Source organism: Streptomyces sp. SID11385, assembly GCF_010548245.1.
In the GTDB taxonomy this organism is placed as follows: Bacteria; Actinomycetota; Actinomycetes; order Streptomycetales; family Streptomycetaceae; genus Streptomyces.
Map to the genome: position 1 here is coordinate 1 of NZ_JAAGLR010000383.1, position 15831 is coordinate 15831.

The following is a 15831-nucleotide window of genomic DNA, read 5'->3' on the forward strand; positions in this document are numbered from 1 at the left end:
TGAGCCCGATCTGCTCGCGGAAGCGGCTCTGCACCTGCCGCTCGCTCCACCCCACCTCGCGCGCGAGCCGCCGCACCGGCATCCGGCCCCCGCTCCGCTCCAGGAGCCGCCACGCGTACTCGACGCGCGGCGACCACGCGGGACCCGCCTCCAGCCACGCCGTGAGGGCCCGGTCGAGCAGCGCGAACCGCGCCCGCCAGTCCGGCAGCTCCTCCAGCGCCTCGGCGAGGCGCGGCCACCGCTCCCCGCCGGGCAGCGCGCCCGGGTCCGTGCAGCGCCCCGCCAGCGTGTGCTGGTCGACGCCGAGCAGCCGGAACGCCGCCCACGGCGTCACCAGGACCTCGATCCCCGCGCCCGCGCCCAGGTGCTCGCCCACCGCGGGCAGCGTCGTGAGTCCCCCGATCAGCGAGACGAGCGTCGTCGTCTCCTGCCCGGGACCGCTGACCCGCACCGGCGCCCCGAAGCCGAGCACCAGCGTCACCGCGCCCACCGGCACCTCCAGGCGCGGGCGCGGGACGGCCAGCCGATAGCCGTGGTAGCGCAGGACGCCCGGGCGCAGGCGCGGGTGGGGGAGCGCCGCCGCGCCCGCCGTCACGGGCTCAGGCCCCGCAGGAGCGCAGGAAGGACCGCGTGCGCGCGGCGACCGGGAGCGGGTGCTCCGGCGGGCACGGGTACATGTCCTGCTCGACGATCGCGAAGAGGTCCACGCCGAGGCGCTGCGCGGCGGCGAGCACCGGTTCGAGCGCCGGAATCCCGGTCGGCGGCTCGCACATGACCCCGCGCGCGACGGCGGGCCCGAAGGGCAGGTCCTCCGCCCGCACCTCGGCGAGCACGGCCGGGTCGACCTGCTTGAGGTGCAGGTAGCCGACGCGGTCGCCGTACGTCTCGATGAGCTTGACGCTGTCGCCGCCGCAGTACGCGTAGTGCCCCGTGTCCAGGCACAGCGAGACGAGGTCGGGATCGGTCGCGTCGAGGAGCCGCGCGACATCGGCCTCGCCCGCGACGTGCGTGTCCGCGTGCGGGTGGACGACGACGCGGAGCCCGTACCGCTCCCGCACCTCGTGCGCGAGCCGCTCCGTCTGCCGCGCGAGGTCGTGCCACTGCGCCGCCGTCAGCTCGCGGTCCTCCAGGACCTCGCCCGTCTTGTCGTCGCGCCAGAACGCCGGGATCACGACGAGGTGCCCGGCCCCCGTCGCCCGCGCGAGCGAGGCGACGCGCGCGACCTGCCGCCACGTGTCCTCCCACACGGCGGGCCCCCGGTGCAGCCCGGTGAAGACGGTCCCCGCCGAGACCTTCAGCCCGCGCCGCGCGGTCTCCTCGGCGAGCCGGCGCGGATCGGTCGGCAGGTACCCGTACGGCCCCAGCTCGATCCACTCGTACCCGGCCCGCGCCACCTCGTCGAGGAAGCGCCGCCAGGGCACCTGGAGCGGGTCCTCGGGGAACCAGACGCCCCAGGAGTCGGGCGCCGAACCGACGCGGATGCGGGAGAGCGGGGACACCGGGGGCTGCGGGACCGGGGACATCACTCCACGATCAGGAAGTCGGGACGGGGTGTCAACCAGCGGTGACCGGCCAGGAGAGGGGCGAAGGCCCGGTTGACACAGGTCGGACGGGCTTTCAGGCTGAGATCCCGTACCGCCCGGAGGCGCGCATGGCCGCAGGACAGCATCCGTACGAGGACGGTGGGGGAGCGCGCCCGGACGGGGACCGCGCGGGTGCGCGGCGGCCGGACGACGACCGCTCCGGTACGCGGCGGCCGGACGACGACCGCTCCGGTACGCGCCCGGACGCGTCTCTCGACGTGCTCACCATCGGCCGCACCGGCGTCGATCTCTACCCGCTCGAATCGGGCGTGCCGCTCGCGCGCGTCGAGCGGTTCGGGAAGTTCCTCGGCGGTTCGGCGACCAACGTGGCCGTCGCGGCGGCCAGGCTCGGGCTGCGGGCCGCCGTCATCACCCGTACCGGCGCCGACCCCTTCGGGACCTTCGTCCGCGACGAACTGCGCGCCCTCGGCGTCGGCACCGAGCACGTCGCCGAGGTCCCCGGGCTCCTCACCCCCGTCACCTTCTGCGAACTGCACCCGCCCGACGACTTCCCGCTCCTCTTCTACCGCCTCCCCAAGGCGCCCGACCTGGAGATCCGCGCCGACGAGCTGGACCACGAGGCGGTCCGGGGCGCGCGGGTCTTCTGGACGACGGGGACGGGGCTGTGCGCCGAGCCGAGCCGCTCGGCGACCCTCGCGGCGCTCGCCGAGCGGCACGCGGCGGCGCCCGGCGCGCTCACCGTCTTCGACCTCGACTGGCGGCCGATGTTCTGGGAGAGCCGCGCCGAGGCCCGCCCCGCCTACGCGCGGGCGCTGCGGCACGCGAGCGTCGCGGTCGGGAACCTGACGGAGTGCGAGGTCGCGACGGGCGCGACGACGCCGCGCGCGTGCGCGGACGCGCTGCTCGAAGCGGGCGTCGCCCTCGCGGTCGTGAAGCAGGGCCCGGCCGGGGTGCTCGCCGCGCACCGGGACGGCACGGTCGTCGAGGTCGCGCCGCTCCCCGTGAAGGTCGTCAACGGGCTCGGCGCGGGCGACGCCTTCGGCGGGGCGCTGTGCGAAGGGCTCCTCGCGGGCCGCCCCCTCGCCGAGACGATCCGCTTCGCGAACGCGGCGGGGGCGATCGTGGCGGGCCGGCTGGAGTGCTCGACGGCGATGCCGTACCCGCACGAGGTGCGGGAGGCGCTGGCGGCGGCGGGGTGAGTCGGTCGGCGGGGCCTCGTAGGGGGTGGGGCTTCGTACGGGGGTGATGCTTCGTACGGGGTGACGCCCCGTCCGCACCGCTCACCGATGCGCGCCGCCGGGTAGGGGAGCAGAGTGGGAGCGGCGGGACGGCCGGCGCGGCGGTGAGAGGGAGCGAACGCGATGGATGGCAGTGAGAGCCGTACGGGGGCACCCCGGCGTTCCGGGCAGGACGCGCGCGTACCCGCGCCACCGCCCCCGCCGCGTCCCCTCCTGACCTCCCCCCACATCCGCGCGGGCACGGCCGTGACCATCCCCTTCACCCTCGACGTCTCGCCCGCCCGGACCCCTCTCCTGCGGCACACGGCGCTCCGCGTGATCGAGTTGCCGCCCGGGGCGCGGCACGTGCTGGTCACGGGGGAGTACGAATGGCTCGTCGTGCCGCTCGCGGGCGGCGGTACGGTGCGCGTGGACGGGGAGGAGTTCGCGCTGCGCGGGCGATCCTCCGTCTTCGGCGCGGTGAGTGACTTCGCGTACCTCCCGAGGGACGCGCGCGCCGAGATCTCCTCCGGCGCGGGAGGCCGTTTCGCTTTGGCAGGAGCGACCTGCGGGCGCAGACTCCCCGCCCGCTACGGCCCCGCGCCGGAGGTCCCCGTCGAGCTGCGCGGGGCCGGGCGGGCCGGACGGCAGGTCAACAACCTCGCGCAGGCCGGGGGCTTCGCGTGCGACCGGCTCATGGTCGTCGAGGTCCTCACCCCGGCGGGGAACTGGTCCTCGTACCCGCCGCACAAGCACGACGAGGCGGTCCCCGGGCGGGAGAGCGAGCTGGAGGAGATCTACTACTTCGAACTCGCGGACCCGCACGGCCCGGGCGACGCCTACGGCCTCCAGCGCGTCAGCGCCTCGCACGCGGGCGGCACCGAGGTCTTCGCCGAGGTGCGCCCCGGGGACGCGGTGCTCATCCCCGACGGCTGGCACGGCCCCTCCATCGCGCCCCCCGAACGCCACCTGTACTACCTCAACGTCATGGCGGGTCCCGGCCCCGCGCGCGAGTGGCTGATCACGGACCACCCGGCGCACGAGGGCGTACGGGAGGCGTGGGCCGGACTCGCGCAGGACCCCCGCCTGCCCCTGACCTCCGCCGAGGAGCGCGCATGAGTGACGAGCAGGGACCCGCGCCCGCCTCCCCGCTGCCCCCGCAACCGCCTCAGAAGACGCGTCGCCTCACCGTCGCGCAGGCCCTCCTCGTCTTCCTCAGCCGCCAGTACTCCGAGCGCGACGGCGAGCGGCAGCGCTTCGTGCAGGGGCTGTGGGGCATCTTCGGGCACGGGAACGTGGCCGGATTCGGGCAGGCGGTCGTCGAGTACGGCGCGGTGGACGGCCCGTACGCGATGCCGTTCCACCAGGGCCGCAACGAGCAGGCGATGGTGCACGCCGCGAGCGGCTTCGCGCGCCACCGCAGGCGCCTCGCGACGCACGCCGTCACGACGTCGATCGGCCCCGGCGCGACCAACCTCGTCACGGGTGCCGCGCTCGCGACCGTCAACCGGCTGCCCGTCCTCCTCCTTCCGGGCGACTACTTCGCGACGCACCCCGCCGACCCGGTGCTCCAGCAGCTCGAACACCCGGTCTCGGCCGACATCACGGTCAACGACGCGCTCCGCCCCGTCTCGCGGTACTTCGCGCGCGTCCACCGCCCCGAGGCCCTGATCCCGGCCGCGCTGGAGGCGCTGCGCGTCCTCACCGACCCGGCCGAGACCGGCGCGGTGACACTCGCGCTGCCGCAGGACGTCCAGGCGGAGGCGTACGACTGGCCCGAGGAGTTCCTCGCCGAGCGCACGTGGCACATCCGCAGGCCCCCGCCGGACCCGGCCGCGCTCGACGAGGCGGTCACGGCGATCCGCGCCGCGCGCCGCCCGCTGCTCGTCGCGGGCGGCGGCGTCCGCTACAGCGCGGCCGAGGACGCGCTGCGCGCGCTCGCCGATTCGACCGGCATCCCCGTCGCCTCCACCCAGGCGGGCAAGGGCGCGCTGCGCCACGACCACCCCGCCGACGTCGGCGGCATCGGCCACACGGGCACCGCGACGGCCGACGAACTCGCCCGCGCCGCCGACCTCGTGCTCGGCGTCGGCACCCGCTGGAGCGACTTCACGACCGCGTCCGCGACGCTCTTCGAGGGCGGCGCGCGCACGGGCGGCGACGGCGTGCGCTTCGTCAACCTCAACATCACCTCCTTCGACGGCCACAAACAGGGCGCGATCCCGCTCGTCGCCGACGCGCGCGCGGGACTCGAAGCGCTCACGGAGCGGCTGGCGGGCTGGCGGGTGGACGAGGCCGAGATCGCGCAGTACACGCTCGACAAGGCGCTGTGGGAGGAGCGCGTCGAGGGCTACACGCAGCCGGAGGACGGCGTCGCCGACCTCGTACGCCCCAACCAGGCGCACGTGGTCGGCGCGCTGCAAGCCGTGGTCGGCGACGAGGACGTCATCATCAACGCGGCCGGTTCGCTCCCCGGCGACCTGCACAAACTCTGGCGCACGCGCGGCCCGCTCCAGTACCACGTCGAGTACGGCTACTCCTGCATGGGATACGAGATCCCCGCCGCGCTCGGCGTCTGCCTCGCGCAGCCGGGGGTGCCGGTGTGGGCGCTCGTCGGGGACGGCACGTACCTCATGCTGCCCGGCGAACTCGTCACCGCGGTGCAGGAGAACCTGCCGCTCACGCTCGTGATCCTCCAGAACCACGGCTACGCGTCGATCGGCGGCCTCTCGCGCGCGGTCGGCGCGGACGGCTTCGCGACCGCGTACCGCTACCGCACCGCCGGCGGCGCCTACAACGGCGCGCCGCTCCCGGTCGACCTCGCCGCGAACGCCGCGAGCCTCGGGCTGCGCGTGCTGCGCGCGCGTACGGTCCGCGAGGTGCGCGAGGCGCTTGCCGAGGCGCGCGAGGCGGACCGTCCCACATGTGTCTACGTCGAGACCGAAACGACCGACACAGTGTCCGGCGCGCCCCCCGCGCAGGCGTGGTGGGATGTGCCCGTGGCCGAGGCGACGACCCACCCGTCGACGGTGCGGGCCCGCAAGGAGTACGAGCGGCACAGCGCGGAACGGCGCAGGCACTTGTAGGGGACGGGGCGGGGGAGCGACCTCGCGGCCACGGACCGGCCGTCCGGCCGCGTACGCGAAGAAGGGTGACCCCATGAAGACCGTCCACCACTGGATCGGCGGGAAGACCGTCGAGGGCACATCGGGCGAGAGCGGGCCCGTCACGGACCCGGCGACCGGGGCCGTCACCGCGCGCGTCGGCTTCGCCTCCGTCGCCGAGGTGGACGCGGCGGTCGCCGCCGCCCGTACCGCCTGGGCGACGTGGGGCACGTCCTCGCTCGCGCGGCGCACGGGCATCCTCTTCCGGTACCGCGCGCTGCTCGACGCGCACCGCGAGGAGATCGCGCGCCTCATCACGGCCGAGCACGGCAAGGTCCACGACGACGCGCTCGGCGAGGTCGCGCGCGGCCTGGAGATCGTGGACCTCGCCTGCGGCATCACGACCCAGCTCAAGGGCGAACTGTCCACGCAGGTCTCGCACCGCGTGGACGTCGCGTCGATCCGGCAGCCGCTCGGTGTCGTCGCGGGCATCACGCCGTTCAACTTCCCGGCCATGGTGCCGATGTGGATGTTCCCCGTGGCGATCGCGTGCGGCAACACCTTCGTGCTGAAGCCGTCCGAGAAGGACCCGTCCGCCGCCGTCCGTCTCGCGGAACTCTTCGCCGAGGCGGGGCTGCCCGAGGGCGTGCTGAACGTCGTGCACGGCGACAGGACGGCGGTCGACCGCCTCCTCGCACACCCGGACGTCGCCGCGGTCTCGTTCGTCGGCTCGACGCCGATCGCGCGGTACATCCACGCGACGGCGAGCGCCCACGGCAAGCGCGTACAGGCCCTCGGCGGCGCGAAGAACCACATGCTGGTGCTGCCCGACGCGGACCTCGACGCGGCGGCCGACGCCGCGGTATCGGCCGCGTACGGCTCGGCGGGGGAGCGCTGCATGGCGGTCTCGGTGGTCGTGGCGGTGGGCGCGACGGGGGACGCGCTCGTGGAGCGGATCAAGGAACGCGCGGCGAGGATCGTCATCGGCCCGGGCGACGACCCGGCCTCCGAGATGGGCCCGCTCATCACGAAGGCGCACCGCGACAAGGTCGCCGCGTACGTGCGGGGCGCGGCGGCGCAGGGCTGCGAAGTCGTCCTCGACGGAACGGACTTCACGGTGCGGGGTTACGAGGACGGCCACTGGATCGGCCTGTCCCTCCTGGACCGCGTCCCGGTCGACGCCGACGCCTACCGCGAGGAGATCTTCGGCCCGGTCCTGTGCGTCCTGCGCGCCGAAACGTACGAGGAGGGCCTGGCCCTCATCAACGCCTCACCGTTCGGCAACGGCACCGCGATCTTCACCCGCGACGGCGGCGCGGCCCGCCGCTTCCAACTGGAGGTCCAGGCCGGCATGGTCGGCGTGAACGTCCCGATCCCGGTCCCGGTCGGCTACCACTCCTTCGGCGGCTGGAAGGACTCCCTCTTCGGCGACCACCACATGTACGGCAACGACGGGGTGCACTTCTACACGCGGGGCAAGGTCGTCACGACGAGGTGGCCGGACCCGTCGGAGGCGGGGGCGGGGGTGGATCTGGGGTTTCCGAGCGGGGGGTGAGGTATCCCGGGGGCCGGGCGCTGACGAGCGCAGGCCGCCGCCCGGCCCCCTGCCATGTGCTCCTCGCTGCGAACCCTGTTCACGGGAGCAGAGCGAAGGACAGGGGAGCCAGCGGACGCACCACGCTGAAGTGGCGGCGATCCAGGGTGGCGATGGCGTCCGCGCCCAGACGTTCGGCCACCGCGAACACGGAGGCGTCCACCATGCCGAGTGGGAAGTCGGCGTACTTCTCGACCAGCTCGACCATGCGGTCGATGTCCTGCGCGGCCAGCGGAATCAGGCTGATCTGGCCGTTGCGGAGGGAACGCAGGAAGGCGGCCTCCGCGCGAGTGCCGTGCTCACGCTCCAACAGGTAACAGACCTCCGTGAGTACCGGGTACGGCACCAGCAGGGGCCGTGGTGTGCGGCGCATGAGGTCGACACAGCGAGCGTGGTCCTGGTCATCCCTCGCTGGAGCGGGCCCCTAGGTCACCCTTTCCACTGGACAGCGCGCCGACGAAGTCGGGAAGCGGCCACTCCTGCCCACCCTCATCGGCCGGGGCACTCTCCCGCACCAGGGCCAGTATCGGTGCGACCTGCGACTCGGGCAGCTGGTCGATCAGCTCGTGCAGCTCTTCACGCAAGGTGCTCATGTGCTCAGGATAGGAAAGACTCGAACCGCATGGGAAGCGGACGAGAAGTGCATAGCGGAATCGGGTCGCGAGCAGCCCTCACCCTGCGGAGCGCCCCGCGTGGAATGACCCGTTCCGGGTACGGGACGGCGTGCAGAAACGACCCTTCCACGGCGCGCCGCGCAGCTCGTACGACCATCGACCGTCCCTGTGGATAACTTTGGCGGCCCGCCTCGCGGAAGCCCGTACGGTGTGGGGCATGGATCTCCGCACGTCATCGCGACGCACGTCACGGCGGTCCGGCGGCCTTCCGCGAGGACCCGGCGCCGGGCCGGCCGCGGCGCGCTCCCCGTACCGCCTCGCCGCCGTCCTCGCGACGGTCCTGCTGCTCCTCGCGAGTACGTTGCTGCCGGGCATCGCGCCCCCGGCGGCAGCCGCGCCGGGCGGCGGCGTCCACCGTGCGGAGAGCGGCGGCGTCCACCGTGCGGAGAGCGGCGGCGTCCACCGTGCGGAGAGCGGCGGCGTCCACCGTGCGGATGCCTTCCGCCGCATGCCGGACGGCACCCGTATCGACACGAGCTACTTCACGGCGGGCGACCCGAAGCGGAAGCGCCCCGCCGTCCTCCTCGCCCACGGCTTCGGCGGCAGCAAGACCGAACTGCGCTCCCAGGCCGAGTCCTACGCCCGCCAGGGCTACGCCGTCCTCACCTGGTCCGCTCGCGGCTTCGGCCGCTCCGGCGGCGAGATCGGCCTCAACGACCCGCGGCACGAGGTCGAGGACGTCTCCCGGCTCGTCGACTGGCTGGCCCGCCGCCCGGAGGTCCTCCTCGACAAGAAGGGCGACCCCCGCGTCGGCGCGACAGGCGCCTCGTACGGCGGCGCGATCTCCCTGCTCGCGGCGGGCCACGACCCCCGCATCGACGCGATCGCCCCGGAGATCACGTACTGGGACCTGTCGCAGGCGCTCTTCCCCGACGGTGTCTTCAAGAAGCTGTGGGCCGGGATCTTCTTCACCTCCGGCAGCGCGGACATCGGCTCGCGCGTCGCGGGCGTCGGCGTCGGCTGCGGTCGCTTCACGCCCGAGCTGTGCGCGATGTACCGCAGGGTCGCCGAGCGCGGGGCGCCGGACGCGGCGGCGACGAAGCTCCTCCACGACCGCAGCCCCGCCGCCGTGGGCGACAGGATCAAGGTCCCCGCGCTCATCGTGCAGGGCCAGTCCGACAGCCTCTTCCCGCTCTCGCAGGCCGACGAGACGGCCCGGCACATCCGCGCCAACGGGGCCCCCGTCTCCGTCGACTGGATCGCCGGCGGCCACGACGGCGGCGACATGGAGATCCCCCGCCTGACCCACCGCATCACGAAGTGGTTCGACCGCTACCTGAAGAAGGACCGCTCGGTGGACACCGGCCCGGCCTTCCGCATCTCGCGCAGCGGCTCCGTGGGCGCCACCGACGACACCGCCCGCCTGACCGGCGCGGACCTCTCCGCGTACCCGGGGCTCACCGGCGGCGTCCCAGGACGTACGGGGACGGACTCCGACCCCGCCCCGGCGGGCCGCGACGGGTCCCGCGTCCGCTACACGGAGCACCGCTACGCCCTGCCCCGCGACCGCCAGGTCTTCGCCAACCCGCCCGGCGGCTCGCCGCCCTCGCTCTCGGCCGTCCCGGGCCTCGGCGACGGCCTCGCCCAGCTCGCGGAACGCACAGGCCAGGGCTTCGCGGTCGACTTCCCCGGCCAGTTCGCCCGCTTCGACACGAAGCCGCTCACCCACTCCGTCCGCGTCACGGGCAGCCCGACGGTCCGCGTCGACGTGCGCTCGTCGACCGGCACGGCGGTCCTCTTCGCGAAGGTCTACGACGTGAGCGCGGACGGCAAGAAGCAGGTGCTGCCCGCCCAACTCGTCAGCCCGGTACGGGTCACGGGCGCGCGCGAGGGCCGTACGGTCTCCGTGACGCTCCCAGCCGTCGACCACCAGGTCCCGAAGGGGCACCGGCTGCGCCTCGTCCTGTCGGCGACCGACCTCGGCTACGCGTCCCCGGCGGCGCCCGCCACCTACTCCGTCACCCCGGCCGGCGCGCTGACCGTGCCGAGCCTCCCGCAGGCCGCGAGCAACCCGGCGCCGCTGCCGGTCTGGGTATGGGCGCTCCCGGCGGCGGGCGCGGTCCTGGCCCTGCTGCTCCTCCTGGTCCGCCGCCGCACCGACGCGACCCCGCCGCCCGACCCCGGCCTCGCGGACGTGCCGCTGCGCATCACGGGCCTCGGCAAAAAGTACGCGCGCTCCACGGACCGCTGGGCGGTACGCGACCTGTCGTTCACGGTGGGACGCGGCCAGGTCCTCGGCCTGCTCGGCCCCAACGGGGCGGGCAAGACGACGACGTTGCGGATGCTGCTCGGTCTCGTGACCCCGGACGAGGGGGAGATTCGCGTCTTCGGCCATGCGATCCGACCGGGCGCGCACGTCCTGTCGCGCGTGGGCGCCTTCGTGGAGGGGCCGGGTTTCCTTCCCCACCTCAGCGGTCGCCGCAACCTCGATCTGTACTGGAAGGCGACGGGCCGTCCGGCGGAGGACGCGCACGTCGAAGAGGCTCTGGAGATCGCCGGCCTGGGCGAAGCGCTCGACCGCCCGGTGCGCACCTACTCGCAAGGGATGCGCCAGCGCCTCGCGCTCGCCCAGGCGATGCTCGGTCTCCCCGACCTCCTCCTGCTCGACGAACCGACCAACGGCCTGGACCCGCCACAGATCCGCGAGATGCGCGAGGTGATGATCGCGTACGCGGCCTCGGGCCGCACGGTCGTCGTCTCCAGCCATCTCCTCTCGGAGGTCGAACAGTCCTGCACCCATCTCGTGGTGATGGACCGGGGCCGCCTGGTCGCGGCGGGCCCGGTCGAGGAGATCACCGGAGGTACGGGCGCGGTGACGATCGGCCTCGCCCACCCGGTTTCCGACCCCGTCCTCGCCAAGGCGGCGGCGCTCCCGGGGGTGGCGGACCTGACCCGCGACGACGACCGCACCCTCCTCCTCCACCTGGAGGAGGGAACCACCACGACGGCCCTCCTCGGTCGCCTCCTCTCCCTGGACCTGCCGATCACGTCACTGACCCCTCGACGCCGTCTGGAGGACGCCTTCCTCCACCTGATCGGAGGCCCGTCATGACGCCCGCCCGGCCTCCCCAGAGCCGCAACCTCAGCCCCGCCCCGACCCCGACCCCCGTCCCCATCCCCGCCCCCAGCCCCACTCCCGCCCTCGCGACCCCGACCGGAGGTTCCGCATGACGCACCTCGGTAACAGCTGGCCGCCGCCCCTGCCCGGGAACGGCGCCGGAGCCGCGCCCGCCTCGCCGCGCGCGGAGGGGTACCGGCCCGGGCGGACCCTGCCCGTGAGGGTGGAGCTGCGGCGGCAGTTGACGCGGCGGCGGACGGCGGTGATGGGGGCGGTGCTGTTCCTGCTGCCGTGCGTGCTCGCCGTGGCCTTCGCCGTGGGCGGGACGCCCGGCGGCGAGGGGGCGAACGCGCAGCGGGGCACGCTCATGGACTCGGCGACACGGTCGGGGGCCGACTTCGCGGCGGTGTGCCTCTTCGTCTCGGCGGGCTTCCTGCTCGTCGTACCCGTCGCCCTCTTCTGCGGGGACACGGTGGCCTCCGAGGCGAACTGGTCGACGCTCCGCTACCTCCTCGCCGCGCCCGTCGCCCGTCACCGCCTCCTCGCGAGCAAACTCGCCGTCGCCCTGGCCTGCTCGCTCGCAGCGATGATCCTGCTGCCGCTCGTCGGACTTCTCCTCGGCACGGCGCTCTACGGCTGGGGAGCGCTCGAACTCCCCACCGGGGACTCTGTTTCCGCCGGGGCGGCCGTCCCGCGCCTCGCGCTCGCCGTCGCCTACCTCTTCGTCTCCCAACTCGTCACGGCTGCCCTCGCCTTCTGGCTCTCGACCCGCACGGACGCACCCCTCGGCGCGGTCGGCGGCGCGGTCGGCCTCACGATCGTCGGCAACGTCCTCGACGCCGTCACCGCCCTCGGCCACTGGCGCGACTTCCTGCCCGCCCATTGGCAGTTCGCCTGGACCGACCTCCTCAGCCCCGACCTCGACTGGCACGGCGCGGCGAAGGGCGCGGCGATCTCACTGACATACGCCCTGATCCTCTTCGCCCTCGCCTTCCGGGGCTTCGCACGGAAGGACGTGGTGTCGTGACGGGAATGCCGGAGCCGGGGACGGCGGACCCGGCGTGGGTGGGGCCGGCCCTTCCGGCGCCGGCCTGTGCAGGAGCGGTGCCCGGCGGCGGGTTCCTCCTCGGCACGGGGTCGGCCGGGCGGGCGCGCTTCCGGTACCTGGTCAGCTCGCGGGGCGGTGACGGCGTCCGTGGCTACGCCGCCCGCGTCGCCCGTGCCGCCTGTGCCGCCTGTGCCGCCACAAGAGCGGCAGAGGCGGAGCGGTGAGCCTCCCGCCGCGGGCCCAGCGGTTCACCCTGCCCTGGGGCGTCCTGGACGTGTTCACGACGGGCAGCCCGATGCCGCCCGTGCTGCACACGATGGCCACGGCGCTCACCCGCCTGAACAGCCCTCGCTTTCGCCCGTCGCTCCTTCACTTCGGCATATGGCCGGACCGCCCGCCCGTCCCTTACGTGGCGGTCTGGCCACCGGACATGCCGATGCCCGACCCCGGGGAGCCCGAGCCGGACCCGAGCGGCCTGGACGGCGTCGTGTTCGCGGAGATCCACGCCCTGACGTGCCGGGTGTGCGCGGCACACGTGGAGGCCGTCCGCCCGGATCTGGGAGTTCCGGCCCCCGGCGCGGGGCTGTCGGCCCACCGGCTGGTCAACGCCTGTCCCCACTGCCGGACAGCCTCTTCTCGCTCCCGCATACAGGCCCTGGCCCTCATCCCGCCCCCTGACCACGCCGACCGCCCGCCCGGCCACGCCGACCGGCCGACACCCTGAGCGGCGGCTCCGTCGAACGGCGCCTGCGTGCGGGGAGCGGCACCCCGCGCAACCTCCTGCCGACGTGAGTCTCCGCCGCCCTTCGCGCCCGTTCTCCCGCCCGCCGCTCGCGGCCGGGTCCTCACCCCACGCCCCGTAGCACGTCCCCGTCCACCTCGCCCCTGATCAGCCCGCGGTGCACGTCCGACAGCCCCTCCGGCAGTTCGTCGGGCTCGCACCAGCGGGCTTCCAGGATCTCCAGCGGGTCGAGGCGGAGGGTGCCGCCGGTGAGGCGGGCCTCGTAGGCGACTTCGAGGCGGAGGCGGTAGCCGCTGCGGAGACGGACGAGGGGGCCGGGGACGACATCGAGCCCGGTCTCCTCCTTGACCTCGCGCACGACGGTCTGCCCGAACTCCTCGCCCTTGGCGGCGAAGCCGCTCGGGAGGCCCCAGGGCCGGTGCGGGGACCACAGCCGGTGCCGCAGCAGCAGCACGCGGCCCTCGTCGTCACGTACGACCCCGGTGACACCGACGTTGTACTTGGCGTGCGCGCACCACAACAGCCGCCACTGGAAGGGCCGAAGCAGCCGCCACACCCGGGCAATCAGCGCGTGGGGACGGATCATGCCCCCATTGTCGCCCGCCCCGCGTGGCCCCTGTCGTCGCGTCGGGCGAGTGATCCAACGAGGTGGTGTGGGCCGGTGATCATCGGGCAGGAGCGGCTCTGACGAACCCATCCAACCGGCACCGGCCCAGGCCGGTTCCGTTCCGGAGGAGGAACTTCCATGAAGTCGTGGCGTACACGTACGACTCTCGGCCTTGCCACCGTCGCGGCGGCGGTCGCCATCCCGCTGACCGCCGGTACGGCCTCCGCCGCCCAGTGGCACGATGTCGCCGGCGGGCCGGAGATGTACCCGAACCTGGCCTCGTGTCAGGCGGAGATACCGAAGGCCAAGGAGTACTACCAGGACGCCACCTGCGTCGAGGTCAACGGCCGGGTCAGCCTCTGGGTCCTGTACTGACAGGCACCGGCTGACTGACACGCGGGCCGATGGGGCGGCGAGCCCTCCACGGACTCGCCGCCTCGTCGGCCCGTCGCCTCAGCCCCGCGCGACCTCACCCCTCCCCGCCCCGCCACCCCTCCACCACCAACGGCGGCTCCCCCGGTGTCGCCCGTGGCGCGCGGAAGAGGGCCGGGAGGGCGACCCTGGGGTGGAGGAGGCGGGCCGGTGGCGCGGTGAGGGAGAGGACGGAGCGGTAGTGGCGCCCCGCGCCCGGGTCCCCGGGGACGATCGCGGCGACGCGGCGCAGGTAGCGCCCGGTGAGGCGGTCGAGGGCGTTCGGGCCGGGACCGGTGGACTCGACCCCGGGAATCGCGCGGTCGGCCCCCGCCGAGATCGCCCACGCGGTCTCCGTCACCCCCGCCAGCACCCGCTGCACATCCCGCGTCCGCCTGCCGCCCCGCCCGAAACGCCGGCCACCGGGAGCCGCGTCCCCGCGCCCCCCGGTCACGGCCCCTCCGGCGCCGCGCCCCCCGGTCCCGGCCGCCCCCAACACCTTCCGCAACGCCACCGCCTGCTGCGCCGCGACCGTCATCCCCTGCCCGTAGATCGGGTTGAAGGCGCACAACGCGTCGCCGATGGCCAGCAGCCCGGCCGGCCGACGCCCCGGACGCTCGTAGTAGCGGCGGATGTTGGCCGTGCTGCGGTTGCTGTGGACGCTCCCGAGCGGTTCCATCGTGCTGAGCCATTCGCGCAGGTACGGGTGCGGGAACCGGCGCGCGAAGTCGAGGAACGCCGCCGGGTCCGTGGGCGCCTCGCTGCCGCGCGGTCCGGACAGGCTCGCCACCCACAGGCCGCCCTCCACGCGCAACACCACACCCGTGAGCGGCTGTTCGGTGTCGGGGAGGAAGTACAGGCAGTGGTAGCCGGTGTCCTCGGCGTCCGGCCGTGGCCGGTAGAGCTGGGTCGCGTACCCCTGGCCCGTGTCGATCGTCTCCTGATCGGGCGCCTCGGCGCCGATCTCGCCGAGCCACGTCGGCACCCGCGTGCTCCGCCCCGAGGCGTCCACGACGAGGTCCGCCTCGATCTCGTACGGGTCCTCGGCGGCCCCCCGCTTCCGGACGCGCACCCCGCGCACGCGCTCCGCGTCCCCGACGAGTCCCGTCACCTCGGTCCCCGCGAGCAGTTCCACGCCGCCTTCCGCGAGCACCCGTTCCCGTACGACCGTGTCGAGCAACGCCCGTGTGCAGGACAGCAATCGCGTGCTCGCCGCGAAGCGCTCGTACCAGCGCCCCGATTGGTGCTGCACCATGTCGTACGGCATTCCGACGGGTAGCGCGCCGCGCGCGGACAGCTCGCCGAGGATGCCGGGCAGCAGCGACTCCAGTGCCAACTGGCCACCCTCGACGAAGACATGCGTGTGCCGCGCCTGCGGAATGCCGGGCCGGGGCCCCGCCCCGGCCGGGTCGTCGAGCCGGTCGCGCTCCACGACCGTCACCCGGGCGTGCGCGCTCAGCACCAGCGCCGTGAGCATCCCCGCGAGACTGCCGCCGACGACGACGGCATGGCGTTCACCGGTACCGGTCATGAGGTTCCTCCGTGGTGCGTCGGTCTCGTCCCCGAAGCTCGCGACGAGTTTAACTGTCAGCTCTGGCACCGGAGTTGGTGTCCAGCAGGCGCCGCAGTGATGCGTCGGGTTGCGGCACGTCGGCGGGGGCGCCGTACTCGGGATCGACGGCCGGTACTTGCGGCAGCCGGTTCACGAGGCTCTCCAGCGCGGCGGGCAGGGAGGGCGTGCGGCGTGCGTGGCACTGCGCGAGCAGCCGGTGCCGCACGGCGGCCGACAGCGGCGGCGGCCCACCCCCGGGCCCGCTGCCCGTCGCCGGCTT

Annotated in this window: 14 protein-coding genes and 1 pseudogene; 8 read left to right on the top strand and 7 right to left on the bottom strand. The window is 74.4% G+C overall.

Annotated features, from left to right (window positions below):
* Nucleotides 1-595, bottom strand: a 595-nt coding sequence (locus tag G3I42_RS11605; RefSeq protein WP_164285117.1) for an AraC family transcriptional regulator, incomplete at its 3' end; no start/stop codon positions are given.
* A 4-nt stretch (nucleotides 596-599) separates the two neighbouring features.
* Nucleotides 600-1523, bottom strand: a complete 924-nt coding sequence (locus G3I42_RS11610) for a sugar phosphate isomerase/epimerase (protein ID WP_164285119.1) — start codon at nucleotides 1521-1523, stop codon at nucleotides 600-602.
* A 41-nt stretch (nucleotides 1524-1564) separates the two neighbouring features.
* Between G3I42_RS11610 and iolC the strand changes: the two genes are divergently transcribed.
* The 4 genes from iolC to G3I42_RS11630 all read left to right on the top strand — a co-directional run bounded on the left by iolC (nucleotide 1565) and on the right by G3I42_RS11630 (nucleotide 7420).
* The gene (gene iolC / locus G3I42_RS11615) at nucleotides 1565-2743 is read left to right on the top strand and encodes a 5-dehydro-2-deoxygluconokinase (RefSeq protein ID WP_343244522.1); all 1179 of its coding nucleotides are present in this window, start codon (nucleotides 1565-1567) and stop codon (nucleotides 2741-2743) included.
* A gap of 162 nt (nucleotides 2744-2905) precedes the next feature.
* Nucleotides 2906-3880, top strand: a complete 975-nt coding sequence (iolB, locus tag G3I42_RS11620; RefSeq protein ID WP_203606665.1) for a 5-deoxy-glucuronate isomerase — start codon at nucleotides 2906-2908, stop codon at nucleotides 3878-3880.
* Nucleotides 3877-5847, top strand: a complete 1971-nt coding sequence (gene iolD / locus G3I42_RS11625; RefSeq protein WP_164285121.1) for a 3D-(3,5/4)-trihydroxycyclohexane-1,2-dione acylhydrolase (decyclizing) — start codon at nucleotides 3877-3879, stop codon at nucleotides 5845-5847. Before iolB ends, iolD begins: the two co-directional genes overlap by 4 nt.
* 73 nt (nucleotides 5848-5920) lie before the next feature.
* The gene (locus tag G3I42_RS11630) at nucleotides 5921-7420 is read left to right on the top strand and encodes a CoA-acylating methylmalonate-semialdehyde dehydrogenase (RefSeq protein ID WP_164285123.1); all 1500 of its coding nucleotides are present in this window, start codon (nucleotides 5921-5923) and stop codon (nucleotides 7418-7420) included.
* Between the two features lie 79 nt (nucleotides 7421-7499).
* On the opposite strand, the gene G3I42_RS11635 is transcribed toward G3I42_RS11630, so the two are convergent.
* Nucleotides 7500-7832: a PIN domain-containing protein gene (locus G3I42_RS11635; protein ID WP_164285125.1), complete on the bottom strand. Its 333-nt coding sequence runs from the start codon at nucleotides 7830-7832 to the stop codon at nucleotides 7500-7502.
* Nucleotides 7833-7860: 28 nt separating this feature from the next.
* On the bottom strand, nucleotides 7861-8052 hold the full coding sequence (locus G3I42_RS11640) for a hypothetical protein (protein WP_164285127.1): 192 nt from the start codon (nucleotides 8050-8052) through the stop codon (nucleotides 7861-7863).
* A 238-nt stretch (nucleotides 8053-8290) separates the two neighbouring features.
* On the opposite strand from G3I42_RS11640, the gene G3I42_RS11645 reads away from it, so the two are divergent.
* From G3I42_RS11645 to G3I42_RS11655, 3 genes are all read left to right on the top strand, one after another.
* Nucleotides 8291-11185 (top strand): alpha/beta fold hydrolase, encoded by a 2895-nt coding sequence (locus G3I42_RS11645; protein WP_239096399.1) that lies wholly within the window; start codon nucleotides 8291-8293, stop codon nucleotides 11183-11185.
* 115 nt (nucleotides 11186-11300) lie between these two features.
* Nucleotides 11301-12218 carry an ABC transporter permease subunit gene (locus G3I42_RS11650; RefSeq protein WP_164285131.1) on the top strand — a complete coding sequence of 306 codons (918 nt, stop codon included), beginning with the start codon at nucleotides 11301-11303 and terminating at the stop codon, nucleotides 12216-12218.
* 241 nt (nucleotides 12219-12459) lie between these two features.
* Nucleotides 12460-12963: a hypothetical protein gene (locus G3I42_RS11655; protein WP_164285133.1), complete on the top strand. Its 504-nt coding sequence runs from the start codon at nucleotides 12460-12462 to the stop codon at nucleotides 12961-12963.
* A 121-nt stretch (nucleotides 12964-13084) separates the two neighbouring features.
* Here the strand turns inward: G3I42_RS11655 and G3I42_RS11660 are convergent, their stop codons facing one another.
* Nucleotides 13085-13567 carry an NUDIX domain-containing protein gene (locus G3I42_RS11660; protein ID WP_239096400.1) on the bottom strand — a complete coding sequence of 161 codons (483 nt, stop codon included), beginning with the start codon at nucleotides 13565-13567 and terminating at the stop codon, nucleotides 13085-13087.
* Nucleotides 13568-13726: 159 nt separating this feature from the next.
* On the opposite strand from G3I42_RS11660, the gene G3I42_RS11665 reads away from it, so the two are divergent.
* Nucleotides 13727-13963 (top strand): hypothetical protein, encoded by a 237-nt coding sequence (locus G3I42_RS11665; protein WP_164285135.1) that lies wholly within the window; start codon nucleotides 13727-13729, stop codon nucleotides 13961-13963.
* 94 nt (nucleotides 13964-14057) lie between these two features.
* Here the strand turns inward: G3I42_RS11665 and G3I42_RS11670 are convergent, their stop codons facing one another.
* Together G3I42_RS11670 and G3I42_RS11675 are read right to left on the bottom strand one after the other, a co-directional pair.
* Nucleotides 14058-15530 (bottom strand): FAD-dependent monooxygenase, encoded by a 1473-nt coding sequence (locus G3I42_RS11670; protein WP_164285138.1) that lies wholly within the window; start codon nucleotides 15528-15530, stop codon nucleotides 14058-14060.
* 49 nt (nucleotides 15531-15579) lie between these two features.
* Nucleotides 15580-15831 (bottom strand): annotated as a pseudogene (locus tag G3I42_RS11675) (hypothetical protein); the annotation flags it as partial.

Bases quoted from the DNA above. Each gene is read 5' to 3' on its own strand.
- G3I42_RS11610 (WP_164285119.1), bottom strand. From the start codon at position 1,523: ATGTCCCCGGTCCCGCAGCCCCCGGTGTCCCCGCTCTCCCGCATCCGC.
- iolB (WP_203606665.1), top strand. From the start codon at position 2,906: ATGGATGGCAGTGAGAGCCGTACGGGGGCACCCCGGCGTTCCGGGCAG.
- iolD (WP_164285121.1), top strand. From the start codon at position 3,877: ATGAGTGACGAGCAGGGACCCGCGCCCGCCTCCCCGCTGCCCCCGCAA.
- G3I42_RS11630 (WP_164285123.1), top strand. From the start codon at position 5,921: ATGAAGACCGTCCACCACTGGATCGGCGGGAAGACCGTCGAGGGCACA.
- G3I42_RS11635 (WP_164285125.1), bottom strand. From the start codon at position 7,832: ATGCGCCGCACACCACGGCCCCTGCTGGTGCCGTACCCGGTACTCACG.
- G3I42_RS11640 (WP_164285127.1), bottom strand. From the start codon at position 8,052: ATGAGCACCTTGCGTGAAGAGCTGCACGAGCTGATCGACCAGCTGCCC.
- G3I42_RS11645 (WP_239096399.1), top strand. From the start codon at position 8,291: ATGGATCTCCGCACGTCATCGCGACGCACGTCACGGCGGTCCGGCGGC.
- G3I42_RS11650 (WP_164285131.1), top strand. From the start codon at position 11,301: ATGACGCACCTCGGTAACAGCTGGCCGCCGCCCCTGCCCGGGAACGGC.
- G3I42_RS11660 (WP_239096400.1), bottom strand. From the start codon at position 13,567: ATGATCCGTCCCCACGCGCTGATTGCCCGGGTGTGGCGGCTGCTTCGG.
- G3I42_RS11665 (WP_164285135.1), top strand. From the start codon at position 13,727: ATGAAGTCGTGGCGTACACGTACGACTCTCGGCCTTGCCACCGTCGCG.
- G3I42_RS11670 (WP_164285138.1), bottom strand. From the start codon at position 15,530: ATGACCGGTACCGGTGAACGCCATGCCGTCGTCGTCGGCGGCAGTCTC.